The sequence below is a fragment of the Rhodococcus sp. NPDC060086 genome (assembly GCF_042730275.1).
In the GTDB taxonomy this organism is placed as follows: Bacteria; Actinomycetota; Actinomycetes; order Mycobacteriales; family Mycobacteriaceae; genus Rhodococcus.
Map to the genome: position 1 here is coordinate 1 of NZ_JBHWWZ010000044.1, position 21,307 is coordinate 21,307.

Sequence of the window (21,307 nt, forward strand, 5' to 3'; positions counted from 1 at the left end):
CACCGCGGCCGGCCCGGGCATCCGGGCCGGCCGTTGCCGAGGCGATCATGACACGACGAGATCAGTCGACCTGAACCCCGTCGGCGATGTCGAGGTCGAGCACGGTGAGCTCGTCCGCCTCCGCCGCCGCGCGGAGATCCGCGGGAATCGACTCGGTCGTCAACGCGAGAACCGTAGGACCTGCGCCCGACACCGTGGCCGCAATTCCGGCGCGGCGCAGGATCGAGATCCATTTGGTCGTCAGCGGAAGTGCCGGAGCACGCTGCGCCTGATGGAGCAGATCCTCGGTTGCCTGCATCAAAAGATCGGGCCGTTCCGTGAGCGCAACGACTGCGAGCGCGGCACGACTGACGTTGAATGCGGCGTCACGATGCGGCACCAGGTCAGGCAACAGCCCGCGGGTGTGGGCGGTCGACGACCGCACGGACGGCACGAGCACGACGGCATTGATCGACGGATGCACCCGCAGCGACACCGCCCGGTACGCACGGCGCTCCGCGTCGACCTCGGCCTCACTCCACGACACGACAGCACCGCCCAGAACGCTGGCCGACGCGTTGTCGGGATGGCCCTCGAATTCCGACGCCAACTGCACCAGTTGCGCCGAGTCGAGGACCCGCTCGGGTGCAACCTTCCGCACCAGACCGTTGGCGGCAGCAAGCCCTCCCACCGCCGCGGACGCCGACGAGCCGAGCCCCCGCGAATGCGGAATCACGTTGCGGCACACGATATCCAGACCATCCGCCCAGACACCTGCGGCTTCGAGCCCGCGTTCGACCGCGCGCACCACGAGATGCGACGGTCCCCACGGAACCTCCTGCGCACCCTCCCCTTCGACACGCACCTCGAGGCCGGAACCGGTTGTGGTGACGGTGATCTCGTCGTACAACCCGAGCGCCAGTCCGAGCGTGTCGAATCCGGGCCCCAGGTTGGCGCTCGAGGCCGGGACCCGAGCTGTCACCGAGACCCCTGCGGGCAACGTCTGCGTCATGTCCTGTTTCCCAACGGAGGAGGGCGAGGCGGTCACTAGGCCAGCTCGAGCGCCGATGCCACGGCCACAGGATCGACCGGGATGGGTTCGACCACGGGCACGTCACGCAGTGCGGTGTCGGGATCCTTGAGCCCGTTGCCGGTGACGGTACACACGATCTTCAGCCCCGGCTCGAGCCAGCCTTCCTTGCGCGCCGCGAGCAGACCCGCGATCGACGCTGCCGATGCAGGCTCGACGAAGATCGACTCGGTCTTCGCGAGCAGGCGGTAGGCCTCGAGGATCTCCTCGTCGGTGGCCGCCCGGAATGCGCCGTTCGACTCCTCCTTGGCCGCAACGGCACCGTTCCACGACGCCGGTGCGCCGATCCGGATCGCGGTAGCGATCGTCTCGGGGTTGCTGACCGGATGGCCGAGGACGAGCGGCGCGGCCCCTGCCGCCTGCACGCCGAGCATGCGAGGGCGACGGGTGCTCATCCCGTCGGCGAAGTACTCGGAGTAGCCCTTCCAGTACGCGGTGATGTTGCCTGCGTTGCCGACGGGCAGCACGTGCACGTCCGGCGCGTCGCCGAGCGCGTCGACGATCTCGAACGCCGCGGTCTTCTGGCCTTCGATGCGCACGGGGTTGACCGAGTTGACGAGTCCGATGGTGTCGAACTCGGAAGTCGTCTTGCGGGCGAGTTCGAGGCAGTCGTCGAAGTTGCCCTCGACCTGAACGATCTTCGCGCCGTGCATGACGGCCTGGGCGAGCTTGCCCATGGCGATCTTGCCCTGCGGGACGAGGACCGCGCATCCGATACCGGCCTTCGACGCGTATGCGGCGGCGGAAGCCGAAGTGTTGCCCGTGGACGCGCACAGCACGGCCTGCTTACCGGACGCGAGCGCCTCGGTGACGGCCATGGTCATGCCGCGGTCCTTGAACGAACCCGTGGGATTGAGTCCTTCGACCTTGATGTGCACTTCACAGCCGGTGAGCTCGGAGAGCCGCTCCGCCGGAAGCAGCGGCGTACCGCCCTCGCGCAGCGTCACCGTCTTCCAGCCGTCGCCGATCGGGAGACGACCGCGGTACGCCTCGATCAGGCCCGGCCACGGGGTGTGCACGGGGGTGGTGTTCTTGTCGACCGCACTCATTCGGCGGATCCCTCCAGTCTCAGGACGCTGGTGACAGCAGTTACGGATTCGAGATTCTCGAGCGCTGCGACGGTGTCCGACAACGCCCGATCGGTGGCTCGGTGCGTGAGCACCACCAGGCGGGCGCCGTCGCCGGCACCTTCCTGTCGCACGGCGGAGATACTGACGCCCCGTGTCGCGAACTCGGCGGCGACGGCGGAGAGCACGCCGGCGCGGTCGGCGACCTGCAGGTTGACGTAGTACCGGGTGACGATGTCGCTCATCGGGGCGATCTCGAGCTTGGCGTACTTCGATTCGCGGGGGCCGCGACCACCCTGGACGCGATTGCGTGCCGCCATGACGAGGTCGCCCATCACGGCAGATGCGGTGGGCGCTCCCCCAGCCCCCTGGCCGTAGAACATGAGCCGACCGGCGGCCTGGGCTTCGACGACCACGGCATTGAACGCACCGGAGACCGTGGCGAGAGGATGCTCACGCGGCACCAGGGCCGGGTACACGCGGGCCGAGACGCGGTCGCGGCCGTCAGGACCGGGAATGCGTTCGCAGATCGCGAGCAGCTTGATCGTGCAGTTGAGGGCACGGGCGGACGTGAGGTCGGCCGCGGTGATCGAGCTCATTCCTTCGCGGTACACGTCGGAGGCGGTCACCCTGGTGTGGAACGCGATGGACGCGAGGATTGCAGCCTTGGCGGCGGCGTCGAATCCTTCGACATCGGCGGTGGGATCGGCTTCGGCGTACCCGAGGCGACCCGCCTCGGCGAGCGTCGTCTCGTAGTCGGCGCCGCTCTCGTCCATCGCGGACAGGATGTAGTTCGTCGTACCGTTGACGATGCCCATCACCCGGTCGACGCGGTCGCCTGCGAGCGACTGGGTCAACGGACGGATCACCGGGATGGCGCCGGCGACTGCCGCCTCGAAGTAGAGGTCGGCGTTGTGGGACTCCGCCGCCTCGGCCAGTTCACCGGTGTAGGCGGCAAGGAGCGCCTTGTTCGCGGTCACCACCGACTTGCCTGCGTCGAGTGCCGCGCGCACCAAGGTGCGGGGCAGTTCGATACCGCCGATGAGTTCGACGACGAGATCGACGTCGTCGCGGCGGACGAGTGCCTCCGCATCGGTCGTCAAGAGCTCCGCGGGCATACCGCGATCCGACGTTGCGTCGCGCACCGCGACGCCCCTCAGCTCGAGGGGCGCACCGATGCGTTCCTGCAGTTCGAGTGCGTCGTTCCGGATGATGTTCACGACCTCGGCGCCCACGGTGCCGTGGCCGAGTACCGCGACACCGAGGGGTCGCTGCCCGGATACACCTTCGACCGTTGTGCTGGTCACTCCGTAACCTCCAAGCTCAGCAGATCTTCGATCGTTTCCCTGCGCAGCAGGATGCGCGAGACGCCGTCCTTCACCGCCACGACGGCCGGGCGGGTCAGCAGGTTGTACCTGCTGGACATCGAGTAGCAGTATGCACCGGTCGCCGCGACAGCCAGCAAATCTCCCGCGTCGAGATCCGCGGGCATCCAGGCGTCGCGAATGATGATGTCACCACTTTCGCAGTGCTTGCCGACCACCCGTGCGACGACGGGTTCGGCCTCGCTCACCCGCGACACGAGGCGCGATTCGTACTCCGCCTGATACAGCGAGGTACGGATGTTGTCGCTCATCCCGCCGTCGACGCTGATGTAGCGCCTGGTCTGGCCGGCACCGACGGTCACGTCCTTGATGGTGCCCACCTCGTAGAGCGTGATCGTGCCGGGGCCCGCGATGGCGCGTCCGGGCTCGACGGCAAGCGTCGGGGTGGGCAATCCGACGAGAGCGGACTCGGTACGCACGATGTCTGTGAGTTTGGCCGCGAGGTCCGCGACCGGCGGCGGGTCGTCACTCGGCACGTACGAGATACCGAGTCCGCCGCCGAGGTCGACGATGTGCAGCTGCGAGGTCTTGTCGACCCCGAATTCGGCGACGATGTCGCGCAACAACCCGATCACCCGGTGGGCGGCGAGTTCGAAGCCGTCGACGTCGAAGATCTGCGAGCCGATGTGGCTGTGCAGCCCGACGAGGCGCAGGTTGCCTGCGGCGAAGACGCGGCGCACGGCGTCCATCGCGTTGCCGCCGGCCAGCGAGAGACCGAACTTCTGGTCCTCGTGCGCGGTGGAGATGAACTCGTGGGTGTGTGCTTCGACACCGACGGTGATCCGGATGAGGACGTCCTGGACGACATCGAGCTCACCTGCGACCGCGTCGAGGCGGTCGATCTCGGCGAGCGAGTCCAGCACGATGTGTCCGACACCGACCTCGACCGCGGTCTGCAGTTCGGCCACGGACTTGTTGTTGCCGTGCAGCGCGATCTTCTGTGCCGGGAATCCTGCGTGCAGCGCGACAGCGAGTTCGCCACCGGATGCGACGTCGAGGGACAGCCCCTCCTGGTGCACCCATCGGGCGATCTCGGTGCACAGGAACGCCTTGGACGCGTAGTGGACCCGCGCGTCGGGTCCGAAGGCGTCGGCGATCTCACGGCACCGCGACCGGAAGTCGTCCTCGTCGACGACGAACAGCGGTGTGCCGTAGGTCTCGGCGAGTTCGGTGACGGAGACCCCGGCGATGTGTGTGACGCCGTCGTCACCACGGGTGGTGTTGCGCGGCCACACATGCCGGTGGAGTTCGTTGAGTTCGGTGGCGTTGCCGGGTCGTTGTGGCAGACCGGGTGCGTGCGGGATCTCGGCGTGACGCGGTCCCGCGGGGTGCGCGTTCACATCCGCTCCGGTGCGCTGACGCCGAGGAGGCCGAGTCCGTTGGCGAGAACCTGGCGTGCTGCGGCGCACAGCGCGAGCCGTGCCGTGTGCAGGTCGCCGGGCTCTTCGTCGCCCTGCGGCAGGATGCGGCACGCGTCGTAGAACCGGTGGTAGGTCCCTGCGAGCTCTTCGAGGTAGCGCGCCACACGATGGGGTTCGCGCAGTTCCGCTGCCGTTGCGACGACCCGCGGGTATTCACCGATGGTGCGGATCAGGTCGCCTTCACGCTCATGGGTGAGCAGCGCGAGGTCTGCGCCCTCCCCGCTGAGTCCGAGGTCGGCGGCGTTCCGTGCGATCGACGACAGTCGCGCATGCGCGTATTGCACGTAGTAGACGGGGTTCTCACTCGACGCGGAGGCCCACAGTGCGAGATCGATGTCGATGCTCTGATCGACGGACGAACGGACGAGCGAGTATCGGGCGGCGTCGACGCCGATGGCGTCGACGAGGTCGTCGAGGGTGATGACGGTGCCTGCGCGCTTGCTCATCTTCACGGCCTGGCCGTCTCGTACCAGGTTGACCATCTGGCCGATCATGACCTCGACGGTGTCGGGATCGTCACCGAAGGCCGCCGCTGCGGCCTTGAGCCGTGCGATGTAGCCGTGGTGATCGGCGCCGAGCATGTAGATGCACAGGTCGAAACCGCGGGAACGCTTGTCCTGGAAGTACGCGATGTCGCCTGCGATGTACGCGGCGTTTCCGTCGGACTTGATGACGACGCGGTCCTTGTCGTCGCCGTAGTCGGTGCTCTTGAGCCACCACGCGCCGTCTTCGAAGTACAGATTTCCCGAGCTCTTGAGCGTCTCGACGGACTTCTCGACGGCTCCGGACTCGAACAGCGAATTTTCGTGGAAGTAGACGTCGAAGTCGACGCCGAACTCGTGAAGCGTGCGTTTGATGTGCTCGAACATCAGGTCCACGCCGATGGACCGGAACACTTCGTCCCGCTCGCCTTCCGGGAGGTCGAGTACCCCGGTGCGCTGCTCGACGACGGAGTTCGCGATCTCGACGATGTAGTCGCCGGCGTAGCCGTCCTCGGGAGCGGGCTGTCCGAGCGCGGACGCAACGAGCGAGCGCGTGAAGCGATCGATCTGCCCGCCGTGGTCGTTGAAGTAGTACTCGCGAGTGACATCGCCGCCCTGCGCCGAGAGGACACGGCCGAGTGCGTCGCCGACCGCAGCCCACCGGGTACCGCCGAGGTGGATGGGACCGGTCGGGTTCGCCGAGACGAACTCCAGGTTGATCTTCCGGCCGGCGAGGGCCTTGCCGCTGCCGTACGTGTCGCGCTGGTCGAGCACCTCGGCGACGATCGCGCCCTGCGCGTCGGCGGCAAGCCTGATGTTGAGGAAGCCGGGGCCCGCGACATCGGCGGAGTCGATGCCCTCGGAAGCGGTGAGTGCTTCGGCGAGCCAGGTCGCGAGGTCGCGGGGATTCACGCCGACCTTCTTGGCAACCTGCATCGCGACATTGGTTGCGTAGTCGCCGTGCTCCGGGTTGCGGGGCCGCTCGACAGTGAGGCTCGCGGGCAGTACGGATACGTCGAGATCACGGTCGGCGAGCACTCTCGCAGCGGTTCCGTGGAGCAATTCGGCAAGATCGGCAGGAGTCACAGGTGTTCATCCTATTGGCTGGGGCACGAAGCCGTGGACGCTCCCCCGCCTCCGGCGCCCGTAGAGTTGGCGATGTGGTGTGTACCCGACCGGTGCGCACGTTCGCCTGTCCATGCGTAGAAAGAGCAACCAGCGATGCCCAGCGGTCCGAGCAACGGCAGTTCCGGCAAGAAGAGCAGCGGCGCCAAATCGTCGAAGGCCATCCAGGCCGCCAAGAAGAACAGCGGCGGGGCCAAGGGGCTCCCGAAGCAGCGCCAGATTCCGTGGCTGACGATCGGCGGCATCGTCGCCGTCGTCGCACTGGTCGCGGTGATCGCGGTCAGCATCATTCCGCAGTACGAGAACCAGCAGGAATTGTCGGCCTGGGCACCGACGGAGGAGAACCAGGATCCGTCGCTGGCCATCGACGGCGTTGTCAATATCGAGTACCCGGCGGGCCAGCACGTCGCCCCCACGCAGCGCGTCGCCTACGACCACAGCCCGCCGTTCGGCGGACCACACGACGCGATCTGGGCCACGTGCACCGGAACGGTGTACGACACTCCGGTGCGCAGCGAGAACATGGTCCACTCGCTCGAGCACGGCGCCGTCTGGATCGCCTACAACCCCGACCTGCTCGACGACGCAGCCGTCTCGGCTCTCGAGGCGAAGGTCGACGGTCGCACCTACATGTCGATGTCGCCGTACCCGGGGCTCGACGCGCCGATCTCGTTGCAGTCCTGGGGCCATCAGCTCAAGGTCGACAGCGTCGATGACAAGCGCATCGATCACTTCGTCGAAGCGCTGCGCCTGAACCGGTACACCTATCCCGAGGTCGGTGCGAGCTGCTCGACGCTGCCCTCGTCGTTCGATCCGGCGAATCCGCCCCCGTTCGATGCGTCCGCGCCCGGCCCCGACGCGGTGCCGATGGACGGCGGCGTCGCCGACGGCACCGAGCAGCTTCCCGCCGACATGCAGGTCCCGGCAGGGAGTTGACGATGAGTGCCTCGGACGATCTGTCGCGTGACCCGGCCGATTCCACACCCGGCACCGGAAACCGCAGGACGGTGCTGGTGCTGGCCGCCGTCATCGCCCTCGCAGTCGGCTTCCTGCTCGGATTCCTGGCCCGGATCCCCCTCGAGGATTCGAAGCAGGCCGATCCCACGGCGGGTTCGGTCGATGTCGGGTTCTGCCAGGACATGACGGTGCACCACAACCAGGCGATCGAAATGTCCGCGATCGCGGTGACGAGCTCGCAGGACCAGTACGTGCGCAACCTCGCCTACGACATCCTCACGACCCAGCAGAATCAGGTCGGGCAGATGGAGGGCTGGCTCACGATGTGGGGGCAACCGCCGCTCCCTTCGGGTCCGTACATGACGTGGATGAGCGAGGACGGCGGTCATGGGCACGGGCACGCCGCGTCGGACGACCAGGGCCACGATGCCGGCGCGGCGGGGCCGATGCCGGGCATGGCCTCCTCCGAGGACCTTGCGAACCTGCGCGCCGCGACCGGAGTCGAGCAGGATGTGTTGTTCCTGCAGCTGATGCTGCGCCACCACGAGGGTGGACTGCCGATGATGGAATACGGTGCCCAGTACGCGAGCGAATCGGTCGTGCGGGGTCTTGCTCAGAAGATGGTCGACACGCAGACGAGCGAGTCGCAGCTGATGACGTCGATGCTCGCCGAGCGCGGCGCCGAGCCGCTTCCGATGAACTGATCGATGGTCCGATGTACCCGATCCCGGCCTGTAAACCGGCTCTGACCAGCCGATGTGGCGTAGCGGCGACAATACGCTAGGCTGACTCCCGCACCGCTGGTCACCCGGCGGGCCCGGATTGCCCTCGTAGCTCAGGGGATAGAGCGCTTGCCTCCGGAGCAAGAAGTCGCAGGTTCGAATCCTGCCGAGGGCACCACTTCGCCCCCGCTTCGTTCACGAAGCGGGGGTGAAGTCGTTTCGGTGGGTGTTCAGATGCGCACGAAGCGTGCGGGGTGACTTCCGGGGACCAGCCGGGCACGCCCGCGCTCGATGAGGTGGCGCAGATGCGCAGAACCCTCGGACATTGCCATCTGCTTGCCGCGCGCCGGGGTCTCGTCCCACGACCGGTACCACTTCATGCGGGATGTGGCCTCCCACAGGGTGAGTCCTTCGTCGCCGAGGGAGTTGTACAGGTCGTCCAGTCGCTCTTCGTGGTGTTCGACGAGCGCCGCCGTCCTGGCCGCGAGATCGTCGATGGGTTGCCGGTGCGCGGGCAGGGTGCGTCTGGCGGGGAGCTTCCCGACCGCCTCGAGCGACGCGAGGAACTCGCCGAGCGCATCGCGTTCGGCGACGGGGAAGTCGAACTCACCGACATGCGGCGTGGTCTTGGCGAGCACGTGGTCGCCGCTGAACAGGATCTCGTGTTCCTCGATGTAGAAACACGCGTGGCCGGGGGTGTGGCCGGGTGTGAACACGGTGCGGAGCGTGCGTCCGGCGAGCGGGATGACCTCGCCGTCGGTGAGCTTCCGATCGGGCATGGCCTCGGGTCGTCCTTGGCCCTTCCCCGAGTCCGCGAGGTACTCCTCGATCTGCTCGGGCGGAGCCCCCGCGACACGCCACTGTTCGAAGTCGCGTTCGCTCCAGTTGCGGTCGGACATCATGTGACCGAGTGTCTCGAAGTCGGATTCGTGCATGCCCACCCAGCATCCGGATGCTTCCCGGAGCCGAGCGGTCAGGCCCACGTGGTCCGGATGGAAATGGGTGACGACGACGCCTTCCACATCGGTCACGGAGAGCCCGGCGGTCGCGAGGCCCTGTTGCAGCGCGTTCCATGAGGTGTCGTTGTTCCAGCCTGCGTCGACCAGGACCACCCCGCGCGGGGATTCGACCGCGTAGACCTGGGTGTCGCCGACCGGAAGGTCCGCAACGGGAACGGAGATCGCATGGATTCCGTCGCCGATATCGAGTGAAGCTGTCATCGCACCGCCCTGATTCTCAATTCGTGTTGCTTTTCTCACTATTCGTCCCGATTCGAAACTAGCTCAAAGGTCTAACTATTTGGCGGACAGGGCTCGATGATCGCAACGATCGACCGGATATCACCCGCCGGGATATCGAAATGTTCGGTGACCGACACGGTGATCGTCTCGTTTCGACCTGCGGCGATGTCGAGCAGGAAACGCGCGACGACGTCGTGGTGCCACTCGTGGAACGTCAGGTCGCGCACGCGGCGAAGCGGCCGGTATTCGGCACCGTTCTCGAGGCGGTCGCGGATCTCGATGCCGCTGCTTCCGGTGCGTTGACCGTTCTCGACGCGCCACGCATCCTCGGCGAGCCGCACATGTGATGCGTCGTGACTGAGCAACGAGCGAATGTAGGCGCGCGCCATCGCCACCCGCGCACTGTCGGTGGGCGCATCCGCGTGTTCGGAGACGGCTGCCATGAGTGTGGGCGCCCAGTCGGGGCGGCAGATCACCAGATCAGGCAGGTACGGGTGCGGGCGGTTGTACTCGAAGGGGCTGCCGTCGATCCGCGCGCAATACATGCCCGCCGCCTGTGCGACCGCGACGGGCGCAGCCGAGTCCCACTCCCATTGCCCTCCGGCGTGGACGTACGCGTCGGCCTCGCCGCGCACCACGGCCATCGCCTTCGCTCCTGCCGAACCCATCGGCACGAGATCGGCGCCGACGGTGCGCGCGACGTCGTGGATGAACGCGGGCGGCCTGCTACCGCTGACCACGATGCTGGGCCGATACCGGCCGAGAGGTTCGTGGACGCCCGCGGCGGTGTGGTCGCTCGTCGAATACACGGCGCCGAGTGCGGGCTGAGCGACGGCTCCGTCGGTGAGACCTCGTCCGGCCTGCCACAACGCGATGTGGACCGCCCAATCGACGTGGCCGGGCCAGCCGTACTCCTTCGAGCCGTCGAGAGGATCGATGATCCACACCCGCTCGGCGTGGACACGACCCGGATCGTCGGCGGATTCTTCCGAGAGCACCGCGTCGCCGGGCCGTTCGGCCGCAAGCCGTTCGAGGATGAATGCGTTCGCCGCGTGGTCTCCGCGGCGGCCGAGGTCGCGCCCGTACAGTTCGCCCTGCTCGGTCGCGCGGATGTTCAGCAACAGCTCTCCTGCGCCTGCGGCGATCTCGGTGGCCAGGGCTGCGTCGTCGGTCATGCACTCAACACAACCACGGTTCCGGCGCCGCGGGGCGATCGACCGTTGACCATCCACTAGAACACGTTCTATTGTCGGCTTCGGAAGATGCTCTACCGCAGCGGTACACATTCGGACCCTCAGGAGAACCGTGTGCTCACCGATCCACTCACAGCGGCCATCGCCGAAGCCGAGAAGCTCGTGGCCACAGCACCGCACATCCGCACCGAACAGGACCTGACCGAAGGCTACGAGTACCTCGCCGGAGGAATATCCGCGTGCGTGCACGCTGCGTTCGTGCACAGCAGCACTCACCCGACCTTCATCACCGGCACCGGCCCCTACGCCAAGATGGGTCTCGACAATCCCGACACCCTGTACTGGGGCGCCGCAGTCCGCGACCACGCCGAGTACCTCGTCACCGGCCGTCGCGGCACCACCTGCGACCTGAGCTTCCAGGTGATGGCCGGAAACTACACCGACGCGAACGTGCCGGGTAATGTGACCGCGTTCGACGATCGCGCACTCACCATCGCCGACGACGGCACCTTCGAGGTCCGGTTCGGGCCCGGCCCCGCGGATAGCGCCCGCAACTACTTCCACCTCTCCCCCGGTTCGTCGCAGCTCGTCGTCCGGGAGGTCTACAGCGACTGGACCCAGCGCCGCGGATCGCTCCGCATCGACCGGCTCGACACACTGGGCACGCCCGCACCCGCACCGACCCGCGACGACGTCACACGACGATACGAGCGCGCAGCCCGGGCCCTGGTGTCGCGCGTGAAGACGTGGCTGCAGTTCCCGCAGTGGTTCTACCTGGATCTGCCGGTCAACACCCTCACCGAGCCGCGTCGCACTCCCGGCGGGCTCGACACCCAGTACTCGTCGGTCGGTCATTTCGACCTCTCCGACGACGAGGCGATGGTGATCACGCTGCCCGCGTCCGACGCACCCTACCTGGGCTTCCAGCTCGGCAGCCTGTGGTACGTCTCCCTCGATTACACCGGCCATCAGACCTCGCTCAACAACTCCCAGGCGCAGATCGATCCCGACGGGAACATCCGGATCGTCGTCTCGAACCGCAATCCCGGGGTGACCAACTGGGTCGAGACCGTCGGTCACGACCGCGGCATCCTGCAGTTCCGCTGGCAGCGCCTCGACCGTCACCCCGAACCCGGGGAGGGACCGGTCGCCGAGGTCGTCGCGTTCGACAGCATCCCCGAACTCCTGCCGTTCCACGAGTCGAACCGCATCACGCCGGACGAGTGGTCGCTGCGCATCGCCGCACGTCAGAGCGGTGTGGCGGATCGGATGCTCGCGTGAGCGCCGCGGCAGGCCTCCTGCGCGATCGGGTGGTCGTCATCTCGGGGGTCGGCCCCGGTCTCGGCCGCACTCTCGCGGTGCGGTGCGCAGAGCACGGCGCCGATGTCGTCCTGGCCGCCCGCACCCGGGAGCGACTCGAGCAGGTCGCGACCGAGGTCACCGAACTCGGCCGTCGCGCAGTGGCCGTACCCACCGACATCACCGACGACGACTCGGCCGCACACCTCGCCGAGGTCGCCGTGCGGGAGTTCGGACGGGTCGACGCCCTGGTGAACAACGCGTTCTCGATACCAGCCATGAAACCATTGGCGCGCACCGATTTTCAACATATTCGCGACAGCATCGAGCTCACCGTACTGGGCGCGCTGCGACTGACCCGGCTGTTCACCGACCCCCTCGGCAGCTCGAAAGGGTCGGTGGTCAACGTCAACTCGATGGTGCTGCGCCATTCCCAGGAGCGGTACGGAAGCTACAAGCTGGCGAAATCCGCACTGCTCGCGGCGTCGCAGTCGCTCGCGACGGAACTTGGCCCCCAAGGAATCCGCGTCAATTCCGTTGCACCCGGATACATCTGGGGCCCGATCCTGCGTGGCTACTTCGAGCATCAGGCCGACAAGTACGGCATGACGGTCGACCAGATCTACGACCACACCGCGGCGGCGAGCGATCTGAAGCGGCTGCCCACCTCCGAGGACATCGCCGACGCGGTCATCTTCCTCGCCTCGCCCATGGCGTCGGCGATCACCGGGCAGTGTCTGGACGTGAACTGCGGCGAGTACCACCACTGAGGGGACGGCACCATGACCGAACGCACCACGATCGGCACTGCGGAATCGCTGCACGAGTCCGCGACGCGCCTGACCGGTCTCACCGATTTCGGGGCCGACGACTACAGCGAAGCCCTGACCGTCCTGCTCGACTCCTACGAGCGAGACGAGCGACTCACCCCGCTCGGCAGCAAGATGTCGCGGGTGTTCCTGCGCGGGGCGCTCGTCGCGCGACTGCTGTCGGAGGCAGCGTGGGCACAGCACCCAGCGCACGCCGACGTCGAGATCACGCGACCGATCTTCGTCACGGGCCTGCCGCGCACCGGCACCACCGCGCTGCATCGCCTCCTCACCGCCGATCCCGCCCATCAGGGACTCGAGATGTGGCTGACGGAAATGCCACAGCCGCGCCCGCCCCGCGAGGAATGGGCCGGCAATCCGGTCTTCGCCGGGATCGAGGCAGCGTTCTCCCAGCATCACGTCGAGCACCCGGAGTTCATGGGGGTGCACTACATGTCGGCCGCGGAGGTCGAGGAATGCTGGCAACTGCTGCGTCAATCGTTCCGGTCGATCTCGTACGAATGCCTCGCTCACCTGCCCACCTATTCGCAGTGGTTGTCCGGTCAGGACTGGACGCAGGCGTATGCGCGTCATCGACGCAATCTTCGGCTGATCGGCCTGCCCGACGCAGGCAAGCGGTGGGTGTTGAAGAATCCCAGCCACCTCTTCGCGCTCGACGAGTTGCTCGCCGTCTACCCGGACGCCCTCGTCGTGGTCACCCACCGCGACCCGCGCACCGTCATTCCGTCCGTCTGCAGCCTTGCCGCGAAGGCGACCGAGGGATGGTCCGAGACGTTCGTCGGCGAGACCATCGGCCGTAGCCAGCTCGAGCTGTGGGCCCGGGGATACGAAACCTTCACCGAGGCACGATCCCGACACGACCGCGCGCAGTTCGTCGACGTCGACTACCGGGACTTCGTCGACGATCCCCTGTCGACGGTCGGGGGTATCTACGATCGGCTCGGCACCGATCTCAGCGCCGATGCGGAACGTGCGATGGCCTCGATGCACTCGGAGAGCCGTAACGGGGCACGCACACCTTCGCATCGATACACCCTCGAGGAATTCGGGTTGAGCGCAGGGGACGTCGACGAGCGATTTCCTGACTACGCCTACCGTTGACCGTTCCACCCGGGATCGAAGACAAGGGGACGATCCGCACCGACTACGGTGATGCCTCGGCAACTTCGAGGAGCAGTTCGCCTGACGGGCCGTCCGGCGTGGGATGATCGGGGCATGCCCGCACCACTTCCGCTCGACCCCATCGCCGAAGCCCACCGCCAGTGGACCATCCACGGCTGGGGCGAGGTCGCCGACGGTATGGCCGCCGTGACCTCGGTGATGCGGGCACAGCAGATCATGATCGCCCGCGTCGAAGAGGTCCTCAAGCCGTTCGGCCTGACCTTCGCCCGCTACGAACTGCTGACACTGCTGCACTTCACGAAGTCGGGAGCGCTCCCGATGGCCAAGGCCAGTGCGCGTCTGCAGGTGCACCCGACCAGCGTCACCAACGCCGTCGACCGACTGGAGGCTGCCGGCCTCGTCCGGCGCACTCCGCACCCGAGCGACCGTCGCGCCACGTTGATCGAGTTGACCGACGAGGGACGCACGCTCGCCATCGAAGCGACCGAGAAGCTCAATGCCGAGGTGTTCGCACGCCCGGGCATACCGGATACAGATCTCGACCCGCTGCTCCGAATCCTTTCTGTAATGCGCCACGACTCAGGTGATTTCGATACAGGTGGCGCACCGACGAAGTGGTGAACGGCGAGTGAGGGCCATCCCCGCACCCGGATCACCGGTTGCGGGGACGAATTCGGGCCACTACGCGCGGCGCAGGCCGTCAGTGCGGCTGCCACCTTGTCCGAGGATCGACGCTGCCGGAGCCGGTGTGAGCGACTCCGGCAGCAGCCGGTCACACCCGTGCGATGGGTTCCTGGAGTTCGGTCACCCATGTGCGGGTATCCACATCCCAGACCAGGGTGACATCCCGGCTCGGTCCCGCTGTGCGGTATCCGTTGTCCTCGAGCCATTGCGCCAAATCCTGGTGCGGCTCGAGCTCCCCATCCATATCGCCGCGGTAGATCTGCGTCGCCGCCAGCGGCATCTCCGGAAGATCGACGACGGTGAAACCGTCCGAGTCGCCGGTCTCGATGCGCACCGTCATACCCGCGTGCGCCCGCACTGATCCGTCCGGCCGTTGGTCGTAATAGCAGACCGCAGGCATGGTGCACTCGATCCGTTCCTGCTCCAGCGCGGCGCCCAGTTCCGCGAACAACTGTTCTACGGCAGGCCCGATAGTCTCCGGCGCGAAGTCGGCCACCACGGTGCTGCGTTCGGCGATCCGCATCGCCGGAACAGGTTTCACTACGATCTCATCGGTAGGCATGGTGCCCTCCCTTTCGATAACCCGGAGTCTCGCCTCGACCCGGGCGAGCCGGTCTCGGTCGGCGGATATCTGCTGTTCGAGCTCGGCGCGGCGCAAGGTCAGCATGCCGCGCATGTCGGTGCTGGTGACCGCGTCGTTCAGGAGCCGGCCGACCTGGTCCAGCGTCAACCCGAGCTCTTTCAGCGCGACGATCCGATTCAGTCGCGCCAACTGATCTACTTCGTAGAAGCGGTATCCGCTGACGGGGTCGACCCGCTCGGGCACCAGTAGCCCGAGCAGGTCGTAGTGGCGCAGCATCCGAACCGATACCCGTCCGTGCCTGGCGAAATCTCCGATACTCAACATGGCACCACCTGTTCTATGGGCTCACACTGTGTCAGGGTCAAGACCCTCGTTCGCTGACTCAGCCAAGACTTCACGACACAACCGACGATGTCGCGTTCCCTTCTACAGCCCGACGGATCTCGAGCATGTCGCGCACGAACTCAACAGTCGTCCACGCACAAACGCTCGGCTGGGATATCCCAGCCGAGCGTTTGTGTGTGATCTGACCACCGCCAAGTGACAGCGGTGTTGCGTCGGCCCCCGGAAACCGCGTTCGGGACGGCCCCGACTCGTCGTCTGTGCCGGCGATCAGGCGTGCTTGAACTCCGGCGCGCGCTTCTCGACGAACGCGGCCATACCTTCCTTCTGGTCGGCGGTGGCGAACGTCGAATGGAATACGCGGCGTTCGAATTTCACGCCCTCGGCGAGCGTGGTCTCGAACGCGCGGTTCACTGCTTCCTTCGCCATGATGGCGACGGGCAACGACATCGAGGCGATGGTCGTCGCTGTCTCGAGAGCAACGTCGAACAGTTCGGCCACGGGCACGATCCGCGACACGAGTCCGGCGCGTTCCGCTTCCTCGGCGCCCATGTTGCGACCGGTCAGGATCATGTCCATGGCCTTGGCCTTGCCCACGGCGCGAGTCAGGCGCTGCGAGCCGCCGATGCCGGGGATGACGCCGAGCTTGATCTCGGGCTGCCCGAACTTCGCGGTGTCGGAGGCGATGATGAAATCGCACAGCATCGCGAGCTCGCAGCCGCCACCGAGCGCGTATCCGGAGACGGCCGCGACGATCGGGGTGCGTGCCGCAGACAGGCGGTCCCACTCGGAGAAGAAGTCCTCCCCGTAGACCTCGCTGAACGTCTTGGGCGCCATCTCCTTGATGTCGGCGCCTGCGGCGAAGGCCTTCTCGGAACCGGTGAGCAGGATGGCCCCGATCTCGGCGTCGGCGTCGAGTTCCTCGACCGCCGCCACGACCTCGTGCATCAACTGACTGTTGAGGGCATTGAGCGCCTTGGGCCGGTTGAGCGTGATGATGCCGACGCGGCCTTTACGGTCGACCAGGATGGTCTCGAACTCGCTCACTTGCTGTCCTCTTCTGTCGAACGGGTACGGATGTCGTTGATGATCGCAGAGAAGTCGAGACCACCACCGCCGTCCTCGTTGAACCGGTGGTAGAGCTCCGCCGCGCGCAACCCGAGTTCGGCGTCGACACCGTTGGTACGCACCGCGTTCGAGGCCAGACCGAGGTCCTTGTCCATGAGTGCGACAGCGAATCCGGGCTGGTAGTCGTTGTTGGCCGGGGTCGTCGGCACGGGACCGGGCACGGGGCAGTTGCTCGTGAGCGCCCAGCACTGGCCCGACGCGTTGGACGCGACGTCGAACAGGGCCTGGTTGGTCAGGCCCAGCTTCTCGCCGAGCACGAACGCCTCGCTGATCGCGATCATCGACACACCGAGGATCATGTTGTTGCAGATCTTCGCGGCCTGGCCGTTACCCGACCCGCCGCAATGGACAACCTTGCGACCCATGACCTCGAGCAACGGCTGCGCCGACCCGAAGTCCGCCTCGGATCCACCGACCATGAACGCGAGGGTGCCCGCGGTCGCGCCTGCGACACCGCCGGACACGGGTGCGTCGATGGCACGGTGTCCGGCCGCCTGCGCGCGCGACCCGGCCTCGCGAGCGTCGGCGACGTCGATGGTGGAGCTGTCGACGAACAGGGTGTTCGCCTTCACCACGGGCAGGATCTCGTCGTACAGGTCCAGCACGAGCTTGCCGTTGGGCAGCATGGTGACGACGATGTCCGCGCTGCCCACGGCCTCCACCGCCGACGACACGACGGTGATGCCGTCTTCGGTGGCCTGTTGTACAGCGGCGGGAACCGGGTCGAACCCGGTCACCGAGTAGCCGGCCTTCACCAGATTCGCGGCCATCGGACCGCCCATGTGCCCGAGGCCGAGGAAGGCAACGCTGGGGAGAGTGCTCATCTATCGATCTCCTTCGTCGGCGGCGAGCCCGAGTTCGAGATCGCCGAGCGGCTGGAAGTAGGCGTCGACATCGGCGACGGTGACGTCGGCGAGGGTCGCCGGGGACCAGGCGGGGTTACGGTCCTTGTCGATGACCTGCGCGCGAATACCTTCGACGAGGTCGTGGGTCTTCAACGACGCGAGCGACACTCGGTACTCCTCGTTGAGGACTTCTTCGAGGGTGTGGAGATCGCGGGCGTGCCGGAGCGAGCGCAGGGTGGCCTCGAGCGCGGCGGGCGACTTGCCCACGATTGTCTCGGCGGCGGCCTCCGCTTCCGGAACGTCGGAGGAACGGAGCCGTTCGACGATCTCCTCGACGTTGTCGGCGGAGTAGGCCGCGTCGATCCAGCTCTGCTGGGTGAGCAGCACCGATTCCGGTGCGGGCTGCGAGTATTCGGCCAGGGCATCGTCGACCGATCCGGATTCGAGTGCGGCGACGAACTTGTCGAGTGCCTCGGACGGGACGAAGTGGTCGGCGAAGCCGAGTGCGATGGCGTCGCCGGCCTTCATTCGCCCGGTGGTCAGGGCGATATGTGTGCCGAGTTCGCCCGGGGCCCGCGAGAGCAGGTAGGTTCCGCCGACGTCGGGGATGAACCCGATTCCGACCTCCGGCATTGCGAGAGAGGAACGTTCGGTGACGATCCGTACGTTGCCGTGCGCCGAGATCCCGATGCCGCCGCCCATCACGATGCCGTCCATGATCACCACGTACGGCTTCGGGTAACGACCGATCGCGGCGTTGAGGACGTACTCGTCGCGCCAGAAGTCCTGCGTGCCTGTACCGCCGTCCTTCGCATCGTGGTAAATCGCGACGATGTCGCCGCCTGCGCAGAGGCCGCGTTCGCCCGCGCCGGTGATCACGACGGCACGGATCGTGTCGTCGGTGGACCACTCCAGCAGCGCCTCGGCCATCGCTTGAACCATGGTGTGGTTGAGTGCGTTGATCGCCTTGGGCCGGTTCAGAGTGATCCGGCCGAGTCCGTTCTTCGCCTCGATGAGGATCTCGGGTTCGTTCCCCGTCATGCCGCTCCTGTCTGCGCCGCCGCCACCACGCTGCGCGCGATGACCAGCCGCATGATCTCGTTGGTTCCTTCCAGGATCTGGTGAACGCGCAGATCTCGCACGATCTTCTCGATCCCGTACTCGGCAAGGTAACCGTATCCGCCGTGCAGCTGCAGGGCTTCGTTCGCGGCGCTGAACCCCGCGTCGGTCGCGAACCGCTTCGCCATCGCGCACAGCTCCACGACGTCGGCGGCCTCGGTGTCGAGGGCGTCGGCGGCGCGCCACAGCAGTGTGCGCGCAGCTTCCAGTTCGGTGCGCATGTCGGCGAGCCGGAACTGCAGTGCGGGAGACTCGAGCAGCCGCTCACCGAACGCCTTACGCTCGGCGAGGTACGCGACCGTCCGGTCGAGGGCGGTCTGGCCGCCGCCGACCGAGCAGGCGGCGATGTTGAGCCGTCCCCCGTTGAGCCCGTGCATCGCGATCCGGAAACCGCCGCCCTCGTCACCGAGAAGATTCTCGGCGGGGATTCGGGCATCTTCGAAGATCACCTGGCGGGTGGGTTGCGCGTTCCAGCCCATCTTCTTCTCGTTTGCGCCGAACGACAGTCCGGGGGTGTCCTTCGGGATGATGAACGCGGAGATTCCGCGCGCACCGGTGTCGCCGGTGCGGGCCATCACCACGTACACGTCGGATGTACCGGCGCCCGAGATGAATTGCTTGACTCCGTTGAGCACGTACTCGTCGCCGTCGCGCACGGCTTTGGTGCTCAAGGCCGCAGCATCGGAACCTGCGCCCGGTTCGGTGAGGCAGTAGCTGCCGAGGTGTTCCATCGAACACAGGCTCGGCAGCCAGCGGCGGCGCTGTTCGTCGTCGCCGTATTTGTCGATCATCCACGCCACCATGTTGTGGATGGAGATGTACGCGGCGATCGAGGGGCAGCCCTTGGCGAGTTCCTCGAAGATGCGGACGGAGTCGAGGCGTCGCAGCCCGGATCCGCCGACATCCTCGCGGACGTAGATTCCACCCATGCCCAGTGCCGCGGCCTTGCGCAACACGTCGACCGGGAAGTACTTCTCCTGGTCCCATTCCACCGCGTTCGGGGCCAGGTACTCGCTGGCGAAGTCGCGGGCCGTGTCGCGGATCGCCCGGTCGTCGTCGTCGGTGAGTGCGAACATTGTCGGTGCCGCCTAGTCCATGGTCGGGATGACGAAGTGGTCGGTGTCGGCCACGTGGGCGCCCTCGAGGTCGCCTTCCTTGACGCCGGAAGGCCAGCGCTGAGTGACCGTCTTGGTCTTGGTGTAGAAGCGGAACGCGTCGGGCCCGTGCTGGTTGAGATCGCCGAAGCCCGAGGCCTTCCAGCCGCCGAAGGTGTAGTACGCGATCGGCACCGGGATGGGGACGTTGACGCCGACCATGCCGACCTCGACGCGATTGGTGAAGTCGCGGGCGGTATCTCCGTCGCGAGTGAAGATCGCGACGCCGTTGCCGTATTCGTGTTCGGTGGGCAGACGCAGCGCTTCCTCGTAGTCGCGTGCACGAACGACTGTCAGCACCGGTCCGAAGATCTCTTCCTTGTAGATCGTCATGTCGGTGGTGACCTTGTCGAACAGTGTTGCGCCCGAGAAGAATCCGTTCTCGTGACCTTCGAGGACGAATCCGCGGCCGTCCACGACGAGTTCGGCGCCTTCGTCGACACCCTTACCGATGTATTCGTGGACGCGGTCGCGGGCCGCGGCGGTCACGAGGGGTCCGAAGTCCGCCTTCTCGTCGAAGCTGGTGCCGATGCGCAGTTCGGCGATGCGCTCGGTGAGCTTGGCGACGAGCCGATCGGCGGTGTCCTCACCGACGGGGACGGCCACCGACAACGCCATGCAGCGTTCACCGGCCGAACCGTAGGCGGCACCGATCAGCGCATCTGCCACCTGATCGAGGTCGGCGTCGGGCATGATGATCGCGTGGTTCTTCGCCCCACCGAAGCACTGTGCACGCTTGCCGTTCTTCGCGGCGGTCTCGTAGATGTACTGCGCGATCGGTGTCGATCCCACGAAGCCGACGGCCTTGACACGCTTGTCGTTCAGCAGAACGTCGACGGCCGTCTTGTCGCCGTTGACGACGTTGAAGACGCCCGCGGGGAGGCCGGCCTCGAGGAAGAGCTCGGCCAGGCGCAGCGGCACGGACGGGTCGCGCTCGGACGGCTTGAGGACGAATGCGTTACCGGAGGCGAGGGCCGGACCTGCCTTCCACAGCGGGATCATGGCCGGGAAGTTGAACGGGGTGATGCCTGCGACGACGCCCAGTGGCTGACGCATCGAGTAGACGTCGATGCCGGTGCCTGCCGTTTCGGTGTACTCGCCCTTGAGCATGTGGGGAGCACCGAGGCACACCTCGACGACCTCGAGGCCGCGCTGGACGTCGCCCTTCGCGTCGGCGAGGGTCTTACCGTGCTCACTCGACAGCAGGTGCGCCAGCTCGTCCATGTTGTCCTGCACGAGCTGCACGAACTTCATCAGGACGCGGACGCGCTTCTGCGGGTTCCAGGATGCCCATACCTTCTGCGCTTCGGCAGCGTTGGCGATGACCGCTTCGACCTCTGCGGTGTCGGCGAGCGGCACTCGCGCCTGAACGGCTCCGGTGTTGGGATCGAAGACGTCGGCGTAGCGACCGGAGGCACCGGGAATGTGCTCGCCGCCGACGAAGTGGGTGAGTTCTCGAACGCTCATGTCGAACCGTCCTCAGAGATAGTCGTGTCGATGACCGGGAAGTCCGAGACCGCCCGAAGTCTTCGACCATCC

Annotated in this window: 19 protein-coding genes and 1 tRNA gene; 7 read left to right on the forward strand and 13 right to left on the reverse strand. The window is 66.6% G+C overall.

Annotated elements, in window-relative coordinates; translation table 11 throughout:
- Nucleotides 1-61: 61 nt before the first annotated feature.
- From thrB to argS, 5 genes are read right to left on the reverse strand one after another with little or no spacing between them, the layout of a single operon-like run.
- Nucleotides 62-991, reverse strand: coding sequence for a homoserine kinase (thrB, locus tag ACFWB0_RS20065; RefSeq protein ID WP_378492211.1), 930 nt, complete (start codon nucleotides 989-991; stop codon nucleotides 62-64).
- A 35-nt stretch (nucleotides 992-1,026) separates the two neighbouring features.
- Nucleotides 1,027-2,118, reverse strand: a complete 1,092-nt coding sequence (gene thrC, locus ACFWB0_RS20070) for a threonine synthase (RefSeq protein ID WP_378492212.1) — start codon at nucleotides 2,116-2,118, stop codon at nucleotides 1,027-1,029.
- On the reverse strand, nucleotides 2,115-3,443 hold the full coding sequence (locus tag ACFWB0_RS20075) for a homoserine dehydrogenase (protein WP_378492213.1): 1,329 nt from the start codon (nucleotides 3,441-3,443) through the stop codon (nucleotides 2,115-2,117). The genes thrC and ACFWB0_RS20075 overlap by 4 nt, the downstream gene beginning before the upstream one ends.
- Complete coding sequence (gene lysA / locus ACFWB0_RS20080; RefSeq protein WP_378492214.1) at nucleotides 3,440-4,861, reverse strand: diaminopimelate decarboxylase; 1,422 nt, start codon at nucleotides 4,859-4,861, stop codon at nucleotides 3,440-3,442. Before lysA ends, ACFWB0_RS20075 begins: the two co-directional genes overlap by 4 nt.
- Nucleotides 4,858-6,510 carry an arginine--tRNA ligase gene (argS, locus tag ACFWB0_RS20085; protein WP_378492215.1) on the reverse strand — a complete coding sequence of 551 codons (1,653 nt, stop codon included), beginning with the start codon at nucleotides 6,508-6,510 and terminating at the stop codon, nucleotides 4,858-4,860. The genes lysA and argS overlap by 4 nt, the downstream gene beginning before the upstream one ends.
- 135 nt (nucleotides 6,511-6,645) lie before the next feature.
- Between argS and ACFWB0_RS20090 the strand changes: the two genes are divergently transcribed.
- The 3 genes from ACFWB0_RS20090 (at nucleotide 6,646) to ACFWB0_RS20100 (ending at nucleotide 8,406) form a co-directional block, all read left to right on the forward strand.
- Entirely contained in the window at nucleotides 6,646-7,485 is an 840-nt protein-coding gene (locus ACFWB0_RS20090; protein WP_378492216.1) for a DUF3105 domain-containing protein, read from the forward strand.
- A 2-nt stretch (nucleotides 7,486-7,487) separates the two neighbouring features.
- Entirely contained in the window at nucleotides 7,488-8,210 is a 723-nt protein-coding gene (locus ACFWB0_RS20095) for a DUF305 domain-containing protein (RefSeq protein WP_378492217.1), read from the forward strand.
- Nucleotides 8,211-8,330: 120 nt separating this feature from the next.
- Nucleotides 8,331-8,406, forward strand: a tRNA-Arg gene (locus tag ACFWB0_RS20100).
- A 52-nt stretch (nucleotides 8,407-8,458) separates the two neighbouring features.
- Here ACFWB0_RS20100 and ACFWB0_RS20105 read toward each other — a convergent pair.
- Nucleotides 8,459-9,448: an MBL fold metallo-hydrolase gene (locus ACFWB0_RS20105; protein WP_378492218.1), complete on the reverse strand. Its 990-nt coding sequence runs from the start codon at nucleotides 9,446-9,448 to the stop codon at nucleotides 8,459-8,461.
- A gap of 71 nt (nucleotides 9,449-9,519) precedes the next feature.
- Nucleotides 9,520-10,644: a 3'(2'),5'-bisphosphate nucleotidase CysQ gene (locus tag ACFWB0_RS20110; RefSeq protein WP_378492219.1), complete on the reverse strand. Its 1,125-nt coding sequence runs from the start codon at nucleotides 10,642-10,644 to the stop codon at nucleotides 9,520-9,522.
- Nucleotides 10,645-10,776: 132 nt separating this feature from the next.
- On the opposite strand from ACFWB0_RS20110, the gene ACFWB0_RS20115 reads away from it, so the two are divergent.
- The 4 genes from ACFWB0_RS20115 (at nucleotide 10,777) to ACFWB0_RS20130 (ending at nucleotide 14,534) form a co-directional block, all read left to right on the forward strand.
- Nucleotides 10,777-11,943: a hypothetical protein gene (locus ACFWB0_RS20115; RefSeq protein WP_378492220.1), complete on the forward strand. Its 1,167-nt coding sequence runs from the start codon at nucleotides 10,777-10,779 to the stop codon at nucleotides 11,941-11,943.
- A complete protein-coding gene (locus ACFWB0_RS20120) occupies nucleotides 11,940-12,731 on the forward strand; it encodes an SDR family oxidoreductase (protein ID WP_378492221.1) in 792 nt (263 codons plus the stop codon). Before ACFWB0_RS20115 ends, ACFWB0_RS20120 begins: the two co-directional genes overlap by 4 nt.
- Before the next feature lie 12 nt (nucleotides 12,732-12,743).
- Nucleotides 12,744-13,892 (forward strand): sulfotransferase family protein, encoded by a 1,149-nt coding sequence (locus tag ACFWB0_RS20125; protein ID WP_378492222.1) that lies wholly within the window; start codon nucleotides 12,744-12,746, stop codon nucleotides 13,890-13,892.
- Nucleotides 13,893-14,006: 114 nt separating this feature from the next.
- Entirely contained in the window at nucleotides 14,007-14,534 is a 528-nt protein-coding gene (locus tag ACFWB0_RS20130; protein WP_378492223.1) for a MarR family winged helix-turn-helix transcriptional regulator, read from the forward strand.
- Nucleotides 14,535-14,685: 151 nt separating this feature from the next.
- Here ACFWB0_RS20130 and ACFWB0_RS20135 read toward each other — a convergent pair whose 3' ends face one another.
- The 6 genes from ACFWB0_RS20135 to ACFWB0_RS20160 all read right to left on the reverse strand — a co-directional run bounded on the left by ACFWB0_RS20135 (nucleotide 14,686) and on the right by ACFWB0_RS20160 (nucleotide 21,235).
- A complete protein-coding gene (locus ACFWB0_RS20135) occupies nucleotides 14,686-15,504 on the reverse strand; it encodes a MerR family transcriptional regulator (RefSeq protein ID WP_378492224.1) in 819 nt (272 codons plus the stop codon).
- Between the two features lie 288 nt (nucleotides 15,505-15,792).
- Nucleotides 15,793-16,569, reverse strand: a complete 777-nt coding sequence (locus ACFWB0_RS20140; RefSeq protein ID WP_378492225.1) for an enoyl-CoA hydratase — start codon at nucleotides 16,567-16,569, stop codon at nucleotides 15,793-15,795.
- Nucleotides 16,566-17,474, reverse strand: coding sequence for a 3-hydroxyisobutyrate dehydrogenase (gene mmsB, locus ACFWB0_RS20145; protein ID WP_378492226.1), 909 nt, complete (start codon nucleotides 17,472-17,474; stop codon nucleotides 16,566-16,568). The genes ACFWB0_RS20140 and mmsB overlap by 4 nt, the downstream gene beginning before the upstream one ends.
- Complete coding sequence (locus tag ACFWB0_RS20150; RefSeq protein ID WP_378492227.1) at nucleotides 17,475-18,536, reverse strand: enoyl-CoA hydratase/isomerase family protein; 1,062 nt, start codon at nucleotides 18,534-18,536, stop codon at nucleotides 17,475-17,477.
- Nucleotides 18,533-19,690, reverse strand: coding sequence for an isobutyryl-CoA dehydrogenase (locus tag ACFWB0_RS20155; protein WP_378492228.1), 1,158 nt, complete (start codon nucleotides 19,688-19,690; stop codon nucleotides 18,533-18,535). Before ACFWB0_RS20155 ends, ACFWB0_RS20150 begins: the two co-directional genes overlap by 4 nt.
- A gap of 12 nt (nucleotides 19,691-19,702) precedes the next feature.
- Nucleotides 19,703-21,235 carry a CoA-acylating methylmalonate-semialdehyde dehydrogenase gene (locus ACFWB0_RS20160; protein ID WP_378492229.1) on the reverse strand — a complete coding sequence of 511 codons (1,533 nt, stop codon included), beginning with the start codon at nucleotides 21,233-21,235 and terminating at the stop codon, nucleotides 19,703-19,705.
- Nucleotides 21,236-21,307: the final 72 nt, after the last annotated feature.